Source organism: Mesorhizobium sp. BR1-1-6, from assembly GCF_020165355.1.
Classification (GTDB): domain Bacteria; phylum Pseudomonadota; class Alphaproteobacteria; order Rhizobiales; family Rhizobiaceae; genus Mesorhizobium.
In genome coordinates this window covers 1-16,891 of sequence record NZ_JAIUHZ010000024.1, presented here as the reverse complement: position 1 = coordinate 16,891, position 16,891 = coordinate 1, and the positions used below count along the sequence as shown (strand labels likewise).

The following is a 16,891-nucleotide window of genomic DNA, read 5'->3' as shown; positions in this document are numbered from 1 at the left end:
AAAAGCGAACCGGTTCGCGGAAAGACTGCCCGGATGAAGGATCAGATCGCCTTCGCCGGCTTGCGTAGCGCCGAATAGGTCAGCAGCATCGACGCGAGATAGAGTAGCAGGAAGACGACGTTGAGCGACAGCACCAGCTTCGATGTGTCGGCAATTGTTGTCAGCACATAGGTCAGCAGCAGCGCCTTGAGAGCGGCGAGCAGGCCGAGATTGAGCGCCCGCACCAGCGTCTGGCCGCGCGCGAACAGAAGCTCCGCCTGGTATTCGACCAGATTGCGCAGTCCCGGAACGCCGATCGCAAGCGCCACAAGGGGAGCGGCCTCCGAGACGTTCTTGCCGAGCGCCCCGGGGAAGAAATGCAGCACCACGGCAAGCACCAGCAGCGCCAGCGTCGAGACCGCGAACACGCCGCCTTCGATGCCGCTCTTGACCGCCAGCCGTGACAAGAGCTCCGGGGCACGCATTATGCGCTGCACCAGCATCATGGAGAAGGTGCGGATCGGGATCGCCGTCAGGTCGACCAGCCGCATGATGATGGCATAGATGCCGGCCAGGTGCGGCCCGCCGATCGCCAGCACCAGAAGCTTGTCGAACTCCATCTGCAGGTAGAACAACACCTCGGCGCCGGCGACGTAGATCGAATCGGCGAGCCGCCTGAGATAGAGCTCGCCGCGCAGCCGCAGCCGCTGGCGCGGATAGAAGAGGCCGAACGCGACCAGCAGCGAGGCCGCGTTCGCGCCGATATAGAACCAGGACCACACCCAGACGCTGTGTTGCGCCCAGAACATGAACAGCACCGCGCCGGCTGCCCGCAACGCCGTCGCCAGGATCGCCAGCACGGCGGCACGGCCGAATTTGCCGAGACCGTTGTTGACGATCAGCGCCACCTCCACCGGCCGCCACAGAAGCGCCTCGGCAAAGACGATTGCCGCGAACACCGGCAGCGGCACGGTGCTGGCAAAGAAGATCAGGTAGACGATGTAGGAGGCCGCGGCGAGCAGCGGCAACGAGACGATGCCCAGCAGCAGGAAGCCTGCGGTGAAGGTGCCAATCAGGTTGGGGCGGATGGTGGCGGTGCGGTAGAGTGCCGAGATGAAGCCGAAGGCCAGAAGCCGCGACAGCATCACTCCGGCGGCCGAGGCGGTGGCGAACATGCCGAACTCGGCGATGGAAAGCGTATTGGCCAAGGCGATGAAGTAGGCGAGTGAAAACACCAGCCGCCCGCCGGCGCCGCTGATCGCTGAAAAATAGTCGCGAACCATCCCCCGTCTTTCGGCCACGAAGGTGCCGATCCGGGCGAGGGGCCGCCTCTGCGGTATGTCGCTGGCCTCAGTCATAGGTCAGGGAAAGGCATAGGCGGCAAAGTTTAACGTGCCCTTCTGAAATCTTCCTGCATCTGCTGAAATTCCAAGCAGCCGGCATCAAGCAATGCTTTCGGCCGCCTAAAATTAACCTTTTGTTTCCTATGCTTGTTTAGCGTGGCTTAACAAATGGCCGACTGCCGCTGTCTGGCGGCTGAAAGTAAGCTCCGCGACAATGGGCGACAGGGAAAATCGTGAGGACTGGAGGCGCGAGCGATCCTTGCTGGCGCTTAACCAAGCCGTGCGCGGTGAGGACGAGGCATCGCTGGTCTCGCTAGGGGATCGGGCAAATCCGTCATGGCGCGAGGATGCCGCCACACGTCATCGCCTGGCGCGTTCGCAGCGCGAGGCGAAGATGAATCCGGCGCCTTCCGCATCCGCCGCAACGCAACGCTTGCAGCCGGGCGACGAGCCGGCTCCGGCGTCCGCCGGCATTTCGCATTCGCACCATGGGGCCGGTATCGGCGGTTCGGACCCGGCGATGCCGTATGAAGAGACGGTTCCTGAGATCGCCTCGAGCGTTGATTCCCCGCGCAGCACATCCGAACCGCTGAGCGCGAGCGAAGCGGGAACATCTCCTGGCGAGGATGCCGACAGCCAGCAATGGAAGCCCCTGATCGATCCGATGCAGGTGGTTCGCGGCGTCGCCAGGTCCAAAGCGCTGATCATCACCACGACGGTACTGGGCGCGGCGCTCGGCGTTGCGATTGCCCTGTCGACGCCGAAGAAATACGAGTCCACCACCGAACTGATCGTCGACCCGCGCGACCTGAAGCTTACGGATCGCGATCTCACCCAGGCGGTGGTCATGCCCGACGCGGCGCTCGTCAACGTCGAGAACCAGATCAAGTTGCTGACCTCCGGCACCGTGTTGAACAAGGTTGTCCAGGAGCTCGACCTGGTCGACGACCCCGAGTTCAACGGCCAAGGCAATGGCGGCCTGGGTGTCATGTCGCTGATCCGCTCGATCCTGTTGCGCCAGGACGGACCGGGCGGTGTCGACCAATCCCGCCGCCTTTCCCTTGCGATCGTCAACCTGGCCGAGAGCGTTTCGGTCGAGCGCGGCGGCAAGACCTCCGTGATCACCATCGGCGTCACCACGCAGGATGCCCAGAAATCGGCGCTCATCGCCGAAACGATGACGAAGGTCTTCCTGCAAACCTCGGGTGAAATCCAGTCCGACACTGCCGGCCGGGCCAACAACGAACTGACGGCGAAACTCGACGAGATGCGCAAGGGCGTCGAAGCCGCCGAGCGCAAGGTCGAGGATTTCAGGGCCACCCATGATCTTGTCGACGCGCAGGGCCATCTGATCAGCGACGACCAGATGCTCAAGCTCAACGAGCAGCTTTCCGTCGCCCGCGCCCGCACGCTGGAGCTGAACGCCCGCGCGGCCTCGGCACGTCAGGTCAACGTGAATTCGGTGCTCAGCGGCACCTTGCCGGAAGAGATCAACTCCAACTCCATGAGCGATCTGCGCTCGCAATACGCAACGCTCAAACAGGAGGCTGATCGGGCAGCGGTCCGGCTCGGACCGCGCCATCCCGAGCGCCAGGCGCTCGAGGCCCAGCTCACCGGCGCGCGCGAACGCATCGTCGCCGAACTCAGCCGCATCGCGTCGTCGCTGCAGGTTGACCTGAAACGCTCGGTCCAGCTCGAACAGGACCTTGCTTCCCGCCTGGCGCAGATGAAGGTGCGCAGCGGCGACGTCAACAGCGACCTTGTCTCGATGCGCGAACTGGAACGCGAGGCCTCGGCCAAGCGCTCGGTCTATGAGCAATATCTCCTGCGCGCCAAGGAGACCGGCGAGCAGAAGAATATCAACACCGCCAATATGAGCGTCATCTCGCCCGCCTCCATTCCGCTGGAGCCGAACGGGCCGTCGCGCGCCGTGGTGGCGCTTGCCGGCCTGCTGCTGGGCTTTGCCTCCGGCGTCGGTCTCGGCGCCATGCGCGGCGCCTATGAAAGCCTGCGTGAGACCGCCGGGTCACGATCCCGCCGTGACCGCAAGATGGACGAACGCCGGGCGCCGCTCGATGACCAGGCATTCCGGGCGCCGCCTCCGCCGGCGCCGCCGATACCGCAAGCATCGCCGCCGCAATCACCGCCGCCGCCACCAGCATCAGTGCCGCCGCTTGCCGCGCAGCCCGGAGCCGCTGCCACCGAGGGTCCAAGCCGGATCGGCTTGCTGATGTCGAGGCTGCGCAAAGCCGTGTCCCGCAAGCCCGGCACCGAGGCGCAGGACGATGCGTTTCCCGGTGCATCTGCATCGGCCGCTGTCGCCGAAGAGGGCCGGCCGGCGAGCACTCCGGCATTTCCCGACTATCCGGCTCCGGATTCCGCCTTTGGACATCGCCCGCCAGCTCCAGACTATCCGCGGCCATCTTTTCAGCCAGACGCGGACGCCGGCTATACGCGGCCCATGGGACCGCCATTGCGGTCGCCCCTGGTGCCGCAGCAGGCGATGTATCCGGCCTCGTCCCATCCCTATGCGCAGCCCTTGGTCTATCCGCACATGCAGCCTTGGCAGACGCGGTCGGCGGCAGGTCATCCCCAGGCCGCGGCGCCCTATGGCGCGCCCATGCCCTACCCGGCCGCACCCGCTCCGGCTCAGCCGTCGGCCTATCCCGCCGCGCCGCTGGAGCAGCCCGCCGCCGCCGAGAAGGGCGCCGAGCAGGCGTCGATCGAGGAAATTCGCGCCAGCCTGCGCGAATTTCGCGAGGCTGTTCGCGAGCTTACCGAGAGCCGCGCCGGCCGCCGCTATTTCTGAGCCACAAGATAGTCTCCTGTGTCGAACAAAAGCGGGCCGGTTTCGCGTAAACGGCATCGGACGGCGCTTTGACGGGATTGCGTGTTCGAATTTTCGTCAAAATGCCGCGCGGTGTCTTGCCGGAGACGCAGCCCGGCTGGCCGGGCCATGCAGGCTTCGGCACGCGATTGAGAAAAGGATCCAAAGCGCCGCATTTTCAGACGCGGCCGGTTTGGCGGAACGTATCGAGGGGTGATTCATATGGCCGAAGTGATTGACGGCAAAAGCGTTGCCGAAGACGTGGTGCGGACGGTGAAGACCTTGACCGCGGAGCTTGTCGCCAAGGGCAAGATCCAGCCCGGCCTCGCCGTGGTTATCGTCGGCGAGGATCCGGCGAGCCAGGTCTACGTCGCCTCCAAATCCCGCACCGCCAAGGAATGCGGCTTTCATTCGGTCCAGCACACGCTGCCGGCGGACACCTCCCAGGAGGCGCTGCTCAAGATCATCGCCGACCTCAACGCCGATCCCGCCATCAACGGCATCCTGGTGCAGCTTCCGCTTCCCGCCCACATCGACGCCGGTAAGGTCATCCAGGCGATCGCGCCGCAGAAGGATGTCGACGGCTTCCATTTCATCAATGTCGGCAAGCTCGGCACCGGCGAACTCGACACCGCTTTCGTTCCCTGCACGCCCGCCGGCTCGATGCTCCTGATCGAGCGCGTGCGCGGCAAGGATCTGTCGGGCCTCAATGCCGTCGTCGTCGGCCGTTCCAACATCGTCGGCAAGCCGATGGCCAATCTCCTGCTCGCCGCCAATTGCACCGTCACCATCGCGCACAGCCGCACGAAGGATCTGCCGGGGCTGGCCCGCACCGCCGACATTCTCGTCGCCGCCGTTGGCCGGCCGGAGATGATCAGGGGCGATTGGGTGAAGCCCGGCGCAACCGTCATCGACGTCGGCATCAATCGCATCCCGGCCCCAGAGAAGGGGGAGGGCAAATCCCGCCTCGTCGGCGATGTCGCCTATGCCGAAGCGGCCAAGGCCGCCGGCGCCATCACGCCCGTGCCCGGCGGCGTCGGGCCGATGACCATTGCCATGCTGATGGCCAATACGTTAGCCTCCGCCTACCTTGCGGCCGGGTTGAAACGGCCCTCCTTCTGACCACCAGAAAGCAGCAGCTTTGCCGAACCCAACTATTCCCTTGGAACGGCCGGTCATGAATGATCCCGTTCAAGGCGGCCGGCAATTCGCATTCCTGCTGGTCGACAAGTTCTCCATGTTCTCGCTGGCCGCCGCGATCGACACGTTCCGTTCGGCGAACCGGCTGCTCGGCCGCGATTTCTACGGCTGGACGACGGTATCGGCCGATGGCGATCCGGTGATGGCGTCCAACGGCTTGCCGCTCAAGATCGATTATGCGGTTGCCGACCTGCCGCCGGTCGACATCCTCTTCGTCTCGGTCGGGCTGACCACCGAATTTCCCGGCAAGAGCAAGGTTCTGGCGGCGCTGCGCAGCTGGGGCCGGCGCGGCAATGCGCTCGGCGCGCTGTCGGTCGGATCCTATTTGCTGGCCGAGGCCGGCCAGCTCGACGGCTATCGCTGCACCATCCATTGGGAGAACCGCGCCGGCTTCGTCGAGCGCTTTCCCGACATCAACTGCACTGGCAACGTCTTCGAGATCGACCGCAAGCGCTACACCTGCGCCGGCGGCACCACCTCGATCGACCTGATGCTGGAGATCGTGCGCGGCGACTTCGGCTCGAACCTCGCCAATGGCGTCGCCAACCAGTTCCAGCACGAGCGCATCCGCTCGGCCGGCGACCGCCAGCGCGTCGGGCCGGAGCGCGATCTCACCGGCAAGTCGGAGAAGCTCAGGCGCATCGTCGAGCTGATGGCCGACCATCTCGACGAGCCGCTCTCGGCGGTGCAGCTCGCCAAATCGGCCGGCCTTTCGGTGCGTCAGGTGGAGCGTTTGTTCCTGCGCCACCTCAACGTCACGCCCGGCCGCTACTACATGCGGCTGCGGTTGGAGCGGGCGCGCGAATTGTTGCGCCAGACCAACATGCCGATCCTCGATGTGGCGATCGCCACCGGCTTCACCTCGCATTCCTATTTTGCCCAGAGCTACCGGCTGCAGTTTGGCCGCCCGCCTTCCGAAGAGCGCCGCACCACCTACTAAGCCGCGGACAAGCCGCGTCCGGGCTTGTGTCCCAGGGTGGGCTCAAATAGCTTCAGCCGGCGGACGGGCGGCTACTCAGGAGATTTTGATGGCGGGACTTGCACGGAGCGTCGCTGCGGCGTTTCTCCTTTTGTCGATGACGACATTCGGCTTTGCCGCGAACAAGGTCATCATCATCCTCGACGCTTCAGGGTCGATGTGGGCGCAGATCGACGGCAGGCCCAAGCTCGAAATCGCCCGTGAGTCGCTGAGAAGCGTGCTGCAATCGGTTCCCGCCGACGATGAACTCGGTTTCATGGCCTATGGCCATCGCAAGAAAGGCAGTTGCGAGGACATCCAGCTGATCGTACCGCCGCAGGCCGGCTCGGCGAGCGCGATTTCGGCCGCGGCCGACAGCATGAAATTCCTCGGCAAGACGCCGCTGACATCAGCCGTCAAGCAGGCGGCCGAAGCGCTGAAATACACCGAGGACAAGGCGACCGTCGTTCTCATCACCGACGGGCTCGAGACCTGTGGCGGCGATCCTTGCGCGCTTGGCAAGGAACTCGAATCGTCCGGCGTCGATTTCACAGCCGACGTTGTCGGCTTTGGCCTTACGGCCGACGAAGGCAAGCAGATCGCTTGCCTCGCCGACAACACCGGCGGCAAGTACATCCAGGCGTCCGACGAGAAGGCGCTGCGGCAAGCTTTGGTCGAAACCGTCGCCGCACCGGCGCCGTCACCGCCCCCCGCGCCGGCGCCGGCAACCGAACCGGCGCCAGCGCCAGCGCCTGCGCCGGAGCCTGCAAGGCCTGCTTTCAATTTCCAGCCGACCGTGGTGATGGCCGAAGGCGGCGAGCCGATCACCGACGGCAATGCCTGGGAGATTTACAAAGCCAACCCCGACGGCTCGCGCGGCGAGTCCGTCACCACCGAATATGGCAGCTATAGCGGCAAACTCGATCCCGGCGACTATATCGTCGTCGCGCGCGACGACGAAGCCAAGGTCGAGCAGAAGGTCAAGATCGAGGCCGGCCAGGTCCAAAAACCGCTCTTTATCCTGAACGCCGGCACATTGATCATTCACCCGCATGCCAGCCAGGGTGCCGAGATCAGCAGCGAAGCCCGCGTCGATTTCGCCTATCCCGGTGGCAGCACCACCCATTACGGCGACACCCAGGCCATCGTGCCGGCGGGCGAACAGAAGGTGACGGTGCAGATCGGTGCCGGCACGGTGACGGAAACAATCCAGCTCGCCGCCGGGCAGACCGTAGAAAAGGACGTCGTGGTCGGCGTCGGCCAGGCCATGCTCAATGCCTACTATACGTCTGGCGGCGAGAAGGCCGACAATTCGGCCATCGGCTTTGAGATCGTCAAGGCGAAGAAGAAGATCGACGGCAGCCGCGACAGCGTCGAGCACTCCTATGGGGCCGACAGCAAGTTCTGGCTGCCGCCCGACGACTATGTGGCGGTGACAACGCTCGATCTCGCCGTCGTCGAGCAGCCTTTCAGCATCAAGCCCGGCGACAGCCAGGACGTGAAGGTCGTGCTCGATGCGGGCGTGCTCGCAATATCGGCGCCCGGCGCTTATTCGATTGAGGTGTTTTCGTCGAAAAAGGACATCGATGGCAAGCGCAAATCGCTCGGCTTCAACTACGGCGACAACTGGCAGCAGACGATCCCCGCCGGCGATTATGTCGTCGTCCGGCATATGTCGGATGAGGGTCATGACAAGGAGATGCCGGTGACAGTCAAGGCTGGCGAACGGGCCGAGATCACGGTTCAGTAGGGTTTGGTTGTCAGCAACAGAAGGGGCGGCCCACGAGCCGGCCTACCAGGCCGGTCTCGATTGGCGAACCGTCAAGTCAATCAACGACACCTACGACATTCCGGCCGTGCTGAAAGCTCGACCATGGCCGAGATGCGATGAATGTGCTGCCCGAAATCGCCGGCGCTTTAGCCGGCCGAGCGAAGGTTTACCCAGCGGCTCCAGTTACCATACCGAGCGCTTTGAGCGCCTTTCCTCTGTAGGTTTGTCGCGCTCCTAAAACCCTCGACATTTCACGAGTGAAAAGGGATTTGCGATCTATACGGAAATCCCGTATGATTGTAGCCCATGCCGCAAGACAGGTTCGACTCTGCCAAGGATGCGGCCATCCGCGAGAAGCACAAATTACCGCTAGCCTTTGGCGATCGGATTTTTGAGGACGACAACCATCTGATTATCCCCTCCATCCGAGAGATCGACGGCGAGGAACGGTTCAAGGTGGTCGGCATCGTCGGGGAGAAGCTGTTCACCGGGGTCTTCGTCTGGCGGGGTGAACAGCCCCGCTTCATCTCAGTGAGAAGGAGCAACAAGGGTGAAGAACGAGCATATCTCGCTACCTGCTGACCTGGCTGACGCCGAAGACTTCGACGTGACGGCCGAGGCGATGGACCGGGGCCAGCGCGCCCGCCTGATCCGCAAGACGAGGACCGGGCTTGGCCTGTCGCAGTCCGAGTTCGCCAGCCGCTTCCGGGTTCCGGTCGGCACGCTACGCGATTGGGAGCAGGCGCGGGCAACCGCGCCGGATTTCGCTATCGCCTATGTGCGCGTGATCGGTCAGCATCCGGACATGGTGGCGAAGGTCGTCGCATAGCTGGCGTTGCCGAGGAGCTTCGGCTTGCATGTCGTAGGTTTCGGCAGCTTCGCGAATTTGCCCATATGGCGAGCTGGCAAAAAATCGCGATTTTGTGGTGATTCGGAGGAATCATGAACAGCGAGCGTACGCCGCCAGCGGAGAGCAGTTGCATTCCAGAAGCACAGTGGGACGAGTTATCTACGGAAAGCCTTGCGCTTTGCCCTTTCGGCCACGTCCGATTGTCAGAAATCCTAATCTTCGCAACAAAATAACCGACTTTGACGACGATCCCTGCGACAAGCAAGTAATCCACATTTCAGCTACGGCCAAGTAATCCACATTTCAGCTACGGCGGCCAGGAGCCGTCCCTTTTCATTGCAGCGCGAATTCCGCTGCGTCGGTTCCAAACGCGCTGGCCCCATGGTCGGCTCGACCCACCAGCTGCCGGAATCCGGCGAAGAGCTCACGGCCAAAGCCGAACTCATTGCCGATGAGATCGGCTTCCGCCGTCCGACGCAGCGCGAATTCCGCTGCCGGTACCAGGACTTCAAGCGTGCCGGCATCGGCATCCAGCCGGATGATGTCGCCGTCGTGGATCCTGGCGATCGGGCCGTCCTCGACCGCTTCCGGCGTGACATGGATCGCCGCCGGCACCTTGCCGGAGGCGCCGGACATGCGCCCGTCCGTGACCAGTGCGACGCGCTGGCCGCGATCCTGCAGGATGCCGAGCACGGTGGTCAGCTTGTGCAGTTCCGGCATGCCGTTGGCCTTCGGTCCCTGGAAGCGGATGACGGCGATGAAGTCGCCGGTAAGCGTGCCGGCCTTGAAGGCCTCGTTCAGCCCTTGCTGGCTGTCGAACACCTTGGCCGGCGCCTCGATGATGCGCCGCTCCGGCTTCACGGCCGAAGTCTTGATGACGGCGTGGCCGAGATTGCCCGAAAGCACTTTCAGGCCGCCTGTCGGCTGGAACGCTTTCTTGAACGGCGCCAGCACCTTTTCGTCGCCGCTCGCGCGCGGCGAAGCTTCGCGCACCACATTGCCGTCAGCGCCGAGCCTTGCCTCGACCGCGTAAGGCCGCAGGCCTTCGCCCCATACCGTCTGCACATCTTCATGCAGCACCCCTTCGTCGAGCAACTCGCGAATGAGAAAGCCGAGCCCGCCCGCGGCGTGGAAATGGTTCACATCGGCAAGCCCATTGGGATAGACGCGCGCCAGGAGCGGTACCGCTTCCGAGAGGTCGGAAATATCCTGCCAGGTCAGCGCAATGCCTGCGGCTGCGGCCATGGCGATCAGATGAATGGTATGGTTGGTCGAGCCGCCGGTCGCGTGCAGGCCAACCACGCCGTTGACGATCGAACGCTCGTCGATCATCCGCCCGACCGGCGTATAGGCGTTGCCAAGCGCGGTGATCGCCAGCGCCCGCTTGGTCGCCTCGCGGGTCAAGGCATCTCGCAGCGGCGTGCCCGGATTGACGAAGGAAGCGCCTGGCGTGTGCAGGCCCATGATCTCCATCAACATCTGGTTGGAGTTGGCCGTGCCGTAGAAGGTGCAGGTCCCCGGTCCATGATAGGACTTCGACTCGGCTTCCAGCAGTTCGGCGCGGCCTGCCTTGCCCTCGGCGTAGAGCTGGCGAACCCTGGCCTTTTCATCGTTGGGCAGGCCTGTCGTCATCGGCCCGGCCGGAATGAACACCGCCGGCAGATGGCCGAAGGTCAGTGCCGCGATCACCAGCCCGGGCACGATCTTGTCGCAGACGCCCAGATAAACGGCGGCGTCGAACATATTGTGCGACAGGCCGATCGCGGCCGCCATGGCGATGACATCGCGCGAGAACAGCGAAAGCTCCATGCCCGGCTGCCCCTGGGTGACACCGTCGCACATCGCCGGCACGCCGCCGGCAACCTGGGCGATGCCGCCGGCCTCCCGCGCCGCTTCCTTGATCAGCGCCGGGAATGTCTCGAAGGGCTGATGCGCCGACAGCATGTCGTTGTAGGAGGTGATGATACCGAGGTTCGGCACCTTGTCGGCACCCAGCGCCACTTTCTCCGAGGGGCTGCACACGGCAAAGCCATGGGCAAGATTGCCGCAGGACAGCACCGCCCGGTTGGCGGTCTGGTTCGATGCGCTGCCGATGCGGCCGAGATAGCGCTCGCGGCCCGGCTTGGAGCGTTGGCGGATGCGCTCCGTGATGGCTTCGATGTCGCGTCTGGCGGTCATGGTGTCGGTCCTTTCAGGCGATGGTCCCGGAAACATCCTCCCGCCATTACCGGGACCGCAGCAAGTTGAAATCAGGGTGCCCAGAAAACCTCTACGGGCCGGGGCGATGCGTCGAGCACGGCGCGGATAGGCTTTCGCGGCCCGGCACTGGTCGCGCCGTCGAAGGCGGTGCGTTTGTCCTCGCCCTCTATGTGCAGCGCCAGGAAGCCGGCATCGACGATGCGCGCCAGCGACAGGGTCAGCCGCGGCTCGCCGGCGCTTGCCGCATGAACCGGCAGCACGATCCTGTGCGAGGACGGGTCGAGCAATTTCGCCAGATCGTCGGCGTCGGGAAAGAATGAGGCGGTATGGCCGTCAGGTCCCATGCCGAGCACGGCGACGTCGAGCGGCCAGGGCAGGGACTGGAGCGCCGCATTGTCCGATGCCGCGGCATCCTCGATGCTGACGGCTTCGTGATAGAGCGGCACGAACCGTGCCGCCGCAGCCGCGTTCTGCAACAGATTGGCGGCCACCAGTCCGGCATTGGAACGCGGCGAGGAGGCCGGCACGAAGCGCTCGTCGATCAGCGTCACCGTTACCTTGTCCCAGGCGATCGGTATTCCCGACAGGGCAGCAAAGAATTTTGCCGGCGTCGTGCCGCCGGAAACGGCCAGTAACGCCGTGCCGCGCGCCGCGATTGCCTTTGCCAGCCGGTCGGCGACGCGGCCGGCCAGCGCAGCCGCCAGTTCCGCGCAGTCGGAAAAGCCATTCCAGTTGTAGCTGGCGCTGTTCAATTGCTCTCGTGCCATGTCCGCCCGTCACGTTCGATCAGCGCTATCGAGGCCGAAGGTCCCCAGGTGCCCGCCGTATAGCCCTGCGCCTCCTGCCTGGCGCTTTCCCAGGCGTTCTGGATCGGGTCGATCCACCTCCACGCGGCCTCGACCTCGTCGCGGCGCATGAACAGCGTCTGGTTGCCGCGCACGACATCCATGATCAGCCGTTCATAAGCGTCCGGCGCGCGGCCGTCGAAGGACTGCGCGAAGCTCATGTCGAGCGAAATCTGCCGCAGCCGCATGCCGCCCGGACCCGGGTCCTTGATCATGATGAATTGCTTGACGCCTTCGTCGGGCTGCAGCCGGATGACCAGCTGGTTGGCGAAGATCGGCCCGGCGCTGTCGCCGCCGAAGATCGAATGCGGGATCGGCTTGAACTCGATGACGATCTCCGAGACCCGGGTTGCCAGCCGCTTGCCGGTCCTGAGGTAGAACGGAACGCCTGCCCAGCGCCAGTTGCCGATCTCGGCCTTGATCGCGACGAAGGTTTCGGTGTTGCTGTCCTTGCCGAGCTCCTCGACATAGCCTTTCACCGGCCCGCCTGCGGAAGCGCCGGCGCGGTATTGTCCACGCACCGTGTGCTTCGGCGCCTCGTTGCCGTTGATGCGCTTGAGCGCGCGCAGCACCTTCAGCTTCTCGTCACGCACGGCGTCGGCGTCCATCGACGATGGCGCTTCCATGGCCACCAGGCAGAGCAGTTGCAGCATATGGTTCTGCACCATGTCGCGCAGCGCGCCGGCCTTGTCGTAATAGGTGACACGGTCTTCCAGGCCGACCGTCTCGGCGACGGTGATCTGCACGTGGTCGATATGGGCGGAATTCCACAGCGGCTCGTAGAGCGCATTGGCAAAACGCAGCGCCATCAGGTTCTGCACCGTTTCCTTGCCGAGATAATGGTCGATGCGGAAGATCTGGCTTTCGTGGAAATCGTCGCCGACCAGATCGTTGAGCGTTTGCGCCGAAGCGAGGTCGCGGCCGATCGGTTTCTCCAGCACGATGCGCGAATTCGGCGTGATCAGATCGTGTTCTTTCAGCTTGTGCGAGATGTCGCCGAACAGCGCCGGCGCCACCGCCAGATAGAAGGCGCGGATGCAGTCGCTGTCGCCGATCGCCTTCTTTAGCCTGTCGAACCCCGCGCCGCTCGTGGCATCGGCCGGGACATAGGAAAGCCGCGCCAGGAAGGTCTTGAGCTCCTTGGGATCGATATCGGCCGCCTTGACGTGGTCGGAAATAGCCTGCTTGGCGAAAGCCCGAAATTCGTCATCGCTCATCTTCGAACGCGACGTGCCGATGATGCGGGTTGGCTCGGAAAATTGATGGTCGCGCTGGCGATAGTAGAGCGACGGCAGAAGTTTGCGTTCCGACAGGTCGCCGGTGCCACCGAAAATGATGAAGTCGAAAGGGTCGACGGGGATGATCTGGCTGGTCATGGTCTATCCGCTTTGACGCCGGTCGCGAGTACGCGGCTGATATATGCTAATCGATTTAAATTTTCCAGTGCCATGGTGTCACATCGACGACCGATCGCTACATATTTGCGTCGGTCCAGATGTGCGCTTGACACTGGCACCAGGCGGAGGCTTGTCGGCAAACGACAACTCCGCCAAGCCTTCGCAGTTGCAGCATAGGACGTGAATGTGACGAAAGCTAAGGGAGAATCAGCGCTTTGCCTGTCGCGGCACGGGCCATGACGCCGGCAGCCCGCGGTAAAAGCCACGCGATGAACCCAGGGAGCGGAAAAACATGCGTCTGAAGGACAAGGTCGCCATCGTCACCGGGGCCGCTTCGGGTTTCGGCGAGGGCATTGCCCGCCGCTTCGCCGAGGAGGGCGCCAGGATCGTCGTGGCCGACCTCAACGCCAAGGGTGCCGAACGCGTAGCCGGCGAGATCGGCGAGGCGGCGATCTGGACCCAGACCGACGTTTCGCAGCGCTCCGAATTCGACGAGATGGTCCATGCCGCCAAAAGCGCCTTCGGCCGCATCGACATCATGGTCAACAATGCCGGGTTCACCCATCGCAATGGCGACATGCTCGAAGTCGACGAGGCGACGTTCGACCTGATCACATCGGTCAACATGAAGGCCATCTATCATGCTGCCCTTGCCGTCGTGCCGATCATGGAGCGGCAAGGCGGGGGCGTCATCCTGACCACGGCCTCCACCGCTGGCCTGCGCCCTCGGCCCGGCCTCACCTGGTACAATGCTTCGAAGGGCTGGGCGATCACCGCCACCAAGTCGATGGCGGTGGAACTCGCGCCGAAGAACATCCGCGTCAACTGCCTGTGTCCGGTGGCCGGCGAGACCGGCATGCTGGAAAAATTCATGGGCGCCGATACACCCGAAATCCGCGAGAAATTCCGCGCCTCGATCCCGCTCGGCCGGCTTTCGACCCCGCTCGACATCGCCAATGCGGCACTGTGGCTGGCCTCCGACGAGGCCGCCTTCATCACTGGCGTTGCGCTGGAGGTCGACGGCGGTCGCTGCATCTGACGCACACCGTCATCGCTGCGCCAAAGATCGGCTCGGCCGTGCCTGCCTTGATCGTGGCGCTGGTGCGTCAGGCGCCGGTCTTGATGTAGGTTTTGTAGACCCAGCCTGTCTTGCCGTTGTAGACGATCTGGCACCAACGCTTGCAACTCATCACTTGCACCGAGGTCTTGGCGGGCACCGTGACGATGGCGGCCGCATTCTTCTTCGGGCCGCTGCGCATGGTCACGGCCCTGAGGATGCGCCCGGTGCCGGCGGTCGCTTTGCGCGGTTCGGCCTTGCTGTCGTCATCCTGCGCGGCAGATTGCTGCGACGGTACTTGTGGTTGCGCGGCGGGAATGGCGGCAGTCTGCGCGCCATCGGGACTGCTGCCCGCCGCCGGCGCCGGTGCGGCGACCTTGGCGAGCTCGGTGGCGGCGTCGGTGTCGGCAGCGGGTTGCGCGAATGCCGCCGCCGCCGGCTTGTCAGGCGTCTGCCCGGCCTTGCTCGCCGTCTGGCCGGAAGCAGCCGGTGCGGTCTTCGATTGGGAGGCGGTCCAGCGCGGATCGTTCGCCGCGAGCGCCGGAATGGCGGCTTCCGAGACAGCCACGGTCGGCGAGACCTGGTCGGACTTTCGCGCCGCTTGCGGCACCGCCGCCGCGGCTACCGTGATCCCCGCCGGCGCGATCTTCGTCGTCTTCACCGGAACGGCCGGAATGGCTTGCTCTGGATTGGCAACCGCTTGCCGCTCGTTCGCCGGCAATGCCAGCCACAGTGCCACCGCGGCCACGCCGAGCAGCGCGGCCGTGCCGACCGCGGCAATCACCAGATGCGAGTTCGAACGAACTTCCTGCCAGAATGACGGGCGCATGTCGTAGCCGAACTGCATGGCAAAGCGCCGACGTTCCGGAGCACCGAAACTGAAGGGCTCTCTCACTCTTGCCACCTCCATAAGGGGCCGATGTTCTTCGATCAAACACCGCAATGCGTGCGTCGATCACACCGGTCCCAAATCAAACAGCGGGCGGGCCCGCAGAAAATCCCCGTCTATATTCGCCTAGAGATTGCACTTTTTGCCCGCGATTGTGGCATCAGTGCGCCATTGCTGAAGATTCTGCAACGCTTGGATGTCGCGGCCCCCATGATATTACTCAACAATTGTTAAATCCTGTCGCGCAACGCGAACCAGTTGAGCGCCAGGAAAAGCAGCGGCGCGCGCAAGCGCCGGCCACCCGGGAACGGCGGAATCTTCAAATCCTCGATCAGCTTTAGCCGGTCGCGGTTGCCGGCTACCGTTTCGGCATAGAGCTTGCCGAAGAAGTTCGACAGCATGACGCCGTGGCCGGAATAGCCGCCGGCCGAGATCACATTCGGCATCACTTCCCGCACGAACGGCTTTCTCGGCACCGTGATGCCGACATAGCCGCCCCAGCCATGCGTGATTTCGACGTCCCTTAGTGCGGGATAGAGTTCCGCGATCTGGCGGCGGATATGGATATGGATGTCCTTGGGGTCGTTGACGCCGTAGACCTCGCGTCCGCCGAACAGCAGCCGGCCATCCCTCGACTTGCGGAAGTAGCGCACGACGAAGCGGGAATCATCGACGGCCTCGCCGCCCGGCAGCACGTTCGAATCCGCTCCAAGCGGCACGGTCGCGCCGATGAACGAACCGATCGGCATGATGTGCGCGGCACTCACCGGTTCGAGCGTGCCGCCATAGGCATTGACCGCGATCAGGCATTTCTGCGCTGTGATCGTCCCCCTGGCTGTCGAAACCTTCACCGTGCCGCCGCTCGAAACAATGCCGGTCGACGGCGTCGCTTCGAACAATCGTGCGCCGGCCTGTGCCGCCGCCCGCGCCGTGCCGATCACCAGTTTCATCGGATGGATATGGCCGGTGCCGGTGTCGCGCGTCCCGCCGAAATAGGCTGTCGAGCCCAGCCGCTGCGCAGTTTCCGTCGCGTCCATGAACGAAATGTGCGGATAGGAGAAGCGGCTGGCCATGATCTCGGCATGCGCCTTGTAGTCGTCGACATAGCGCGGCTTGTGCGCAACCGAGAGCTGGCCCGGCATGTAGTCGATATCGATCTGGTTGGCGGCGGCGAATTCGAGCAGATGCGCCTTCGCCTCCTCGGCGAGGTCAAACAGTGCCTTGGCGCGGGAAAACCCATACTCGGCCTCCAATTCCTCGGCCCAGGCGCGCTGCCCGGTGCCGAGCTGGCCGCCATTGCGCCCGGAAGCGCCGTCTCCGAAGCGATACGCCTCGATCAAAACCACATTGGTGCCCGCCTTGGCCAGATGCACCGCCGCCGACAAGCCGGTGAAACCGCCCCCAACGATAACGACGTCGCAGCTCCGGTCACCGTCCAGCGCCGGATACTCGGGTCGCGGGCCGGCCGTGTCCTCGTACCAGGAACGGCCGGGGGAGATCGGGGATTGGTAGGGCATGATGCTCACGCAGTAGGGCAGTAGGGCAATAGGGCAGTAGGGGAGTAGGGGAGTAGGGG

The 16,891-nt window shown here is 64.1% G+C and carries 13 protein-coding genes; 7 read left to right on the top strand and 6 right to left on the bottom strand.

The annotated features are described in order from the left end of the window. Window positions 1–41: 41 nt before the first annotated feature. On the bottom strand, window positions 42–1,337 hold the full coding sequence (locus tag LB545_RS27680; RefSeq protein ID WP_224706133.1) for a lipopolysaccharide biosynthesis protein: 1,296 nt from the start codon (window positions 1,335–1,337) through the stop codon (window positions 42–44). Between the two features lie 199 nt (window positions 1,338–1,536). Between LB545_RS27680 and LB545_RS27675 the strand changes: the two genes are divergently transcribed. From LB545_RS27675 to LB545_RS27645, 6 genes are all read left to right on the top strand, one after another. Continuing rightward, a complete protein-coding gene (locus LB545_RS27675) occupies window positions 1,537–4,131 on the top strand; it encodes a GumC family protein (RefSeq protein WP_224706132.1) in 2,595 nt (864 codons plus the stop codon). A gap of 240 nt (window positions 4,132–4,371) precedes the next feature. Then, entirely contained in the window at window positions 4,372–5,271 is a 900-nt protein-coding gene (gene folD, locus LB545_RS27670; protein ID WP_140501082.1) for a bifunctional methylenetetrahydrofolate dehydrogenase/methenyltetrahydrofolate cyclohydrolase FolD, read from the top strand. 55 nt (window positions 5,272–5,326) lie between these two features. Next, complete coding sequence (locus LB545_RS27665; RefSeq protein ID WP_140501084.1) at window positions 5,327–6,289, top strand: GlxA family transcriptional regulator; 963 nt, start codon at window positions 5,327–5,329, stop codon at window positions 6,287–6,289. An 88-nt stretch (window positions 6,290–6,377) separates the two neighbouring features. After that, a complete protein-coding gene (locus LB545_RS27660) occupies window positions 6,378–8,057 on the top strand; it encodes a vWA domain-containing protein (RefSeq protein ID WP_140568173.1) in 1,680 nt (559 codons plus the stop codon). Window positions 8,058–8,384: 327 nt separating this feature from the next. Then, window positions 8,385–8,660, top strand: a complete 276-nt coding sequence (locus LB545_RS27650; protein WP_140513382.1) for a BrnT family toxin — start codon at window positions 8,385–8,387, stop codon at window positions 8,658–8,660. Then, entirely contained in the window at window positions 8,629–8,907 is a 279-nt protein-coding gene (locus LB545_RS27645; protein ID WP_140513384.1) for a helix-turn-helix domain-containing protein, read from the top strand. Before LB545_RS27650 ends, LB545_RS27645 begins: the two co-directional genes overlap by 32 nt. Before the next feature lie 354 nt (window positions 8,908–9,261). On the opposite strand, the gene edd is transcribed toward LB545_RS27645, so the two are convergent. The 3 genes from edd to zwf all read right to left on the bottom strand — a co-directional run bounded on the left by edd (window position 9,262) and on the right by zwf (window position 13,348). Then, entirely contained in the window at window positions 9,262–11,106 is a 1,845-nt protein-coding gene (gene edd, locus LB545_RS27640) for a phosphogluconate dehydratase (RefSeq protein WP_140513386.1), read from the bottom strand. A gap of 71 nt (window positions 11,107–11,177) precedes the next feature. Further along, a complete protein-coding gene (gene pgl / locus LB545_RS27635) occupies window positions 11,178–11,894 on the bottom strand; it encodes a 6-phosphogluconolactonase (protein ID WP_224706131.1) in 717 nt (238 codons plus the stop codon). Next, a complete protein-coding gene (gene zwf, locus LB545_RS27630; protein WP_140501096.1) occupies window positions 11,876–13,348 on the bottom strand; it encodes a glucose-6-phosphate dehydrogenase in 1,473 nt (490 codons plus the stop codon). The genes pgl and zwf overlap by 19 nt, the downstream gene beginning before the upstream one ends. 313 nt (window positions 13,349–13,661) lie before the next feature. Between zwf and LB545_RS27625 the strand changes: the two genes are divergently transcribed. Next, window positions 13,662–14,408 carry an SDR family oxidoreductase gene (locus tag LB545_RS27625; protein ID WP_140501098.1) on the top strand — a complete coding sequence of 249 codons (747 nt, stop codon included), beginning with the start codon at window positions 13,662–13,664 and terminating at the stop codon, window positions 14,406–14,408. A gap of 67 nt (window positions 14,409–14,475) precedes the next feature. Here the strand turns inward: LB545_RS27625 and LB545_RS27620 are convergent, their stop codons facing one another. Continuing rightward, window positions 14,476–15,321 carry an SH3 domain-containing protein gene (locus LB545_RS27620; RefSeq protein ID WP_224706130.1) on the bottom strand — a complete coding sequence of 282 codons (846 nt, stop codon included), beginning with the start codon at window positions 15,319–15,321 and terminating at the stop codon, window positions 14,476–14,478. Window positions 15,322–15,545: 224 nt separating this feature from the next. Continuing rightward, window positions 15,546–16,832, bottom strand: a complete 1,287-nt coding sequence (locus tag LB545_RS27615) for an NAD(P)/FAD-dependent oxidoreductase (protein ID WP_140558566.1) — start codon at window positions 16,830–16,832, stop codon at window positions 15,546–15,548. Window positions 16,833–16,891 lie beyond the last annotated feature (59 nt).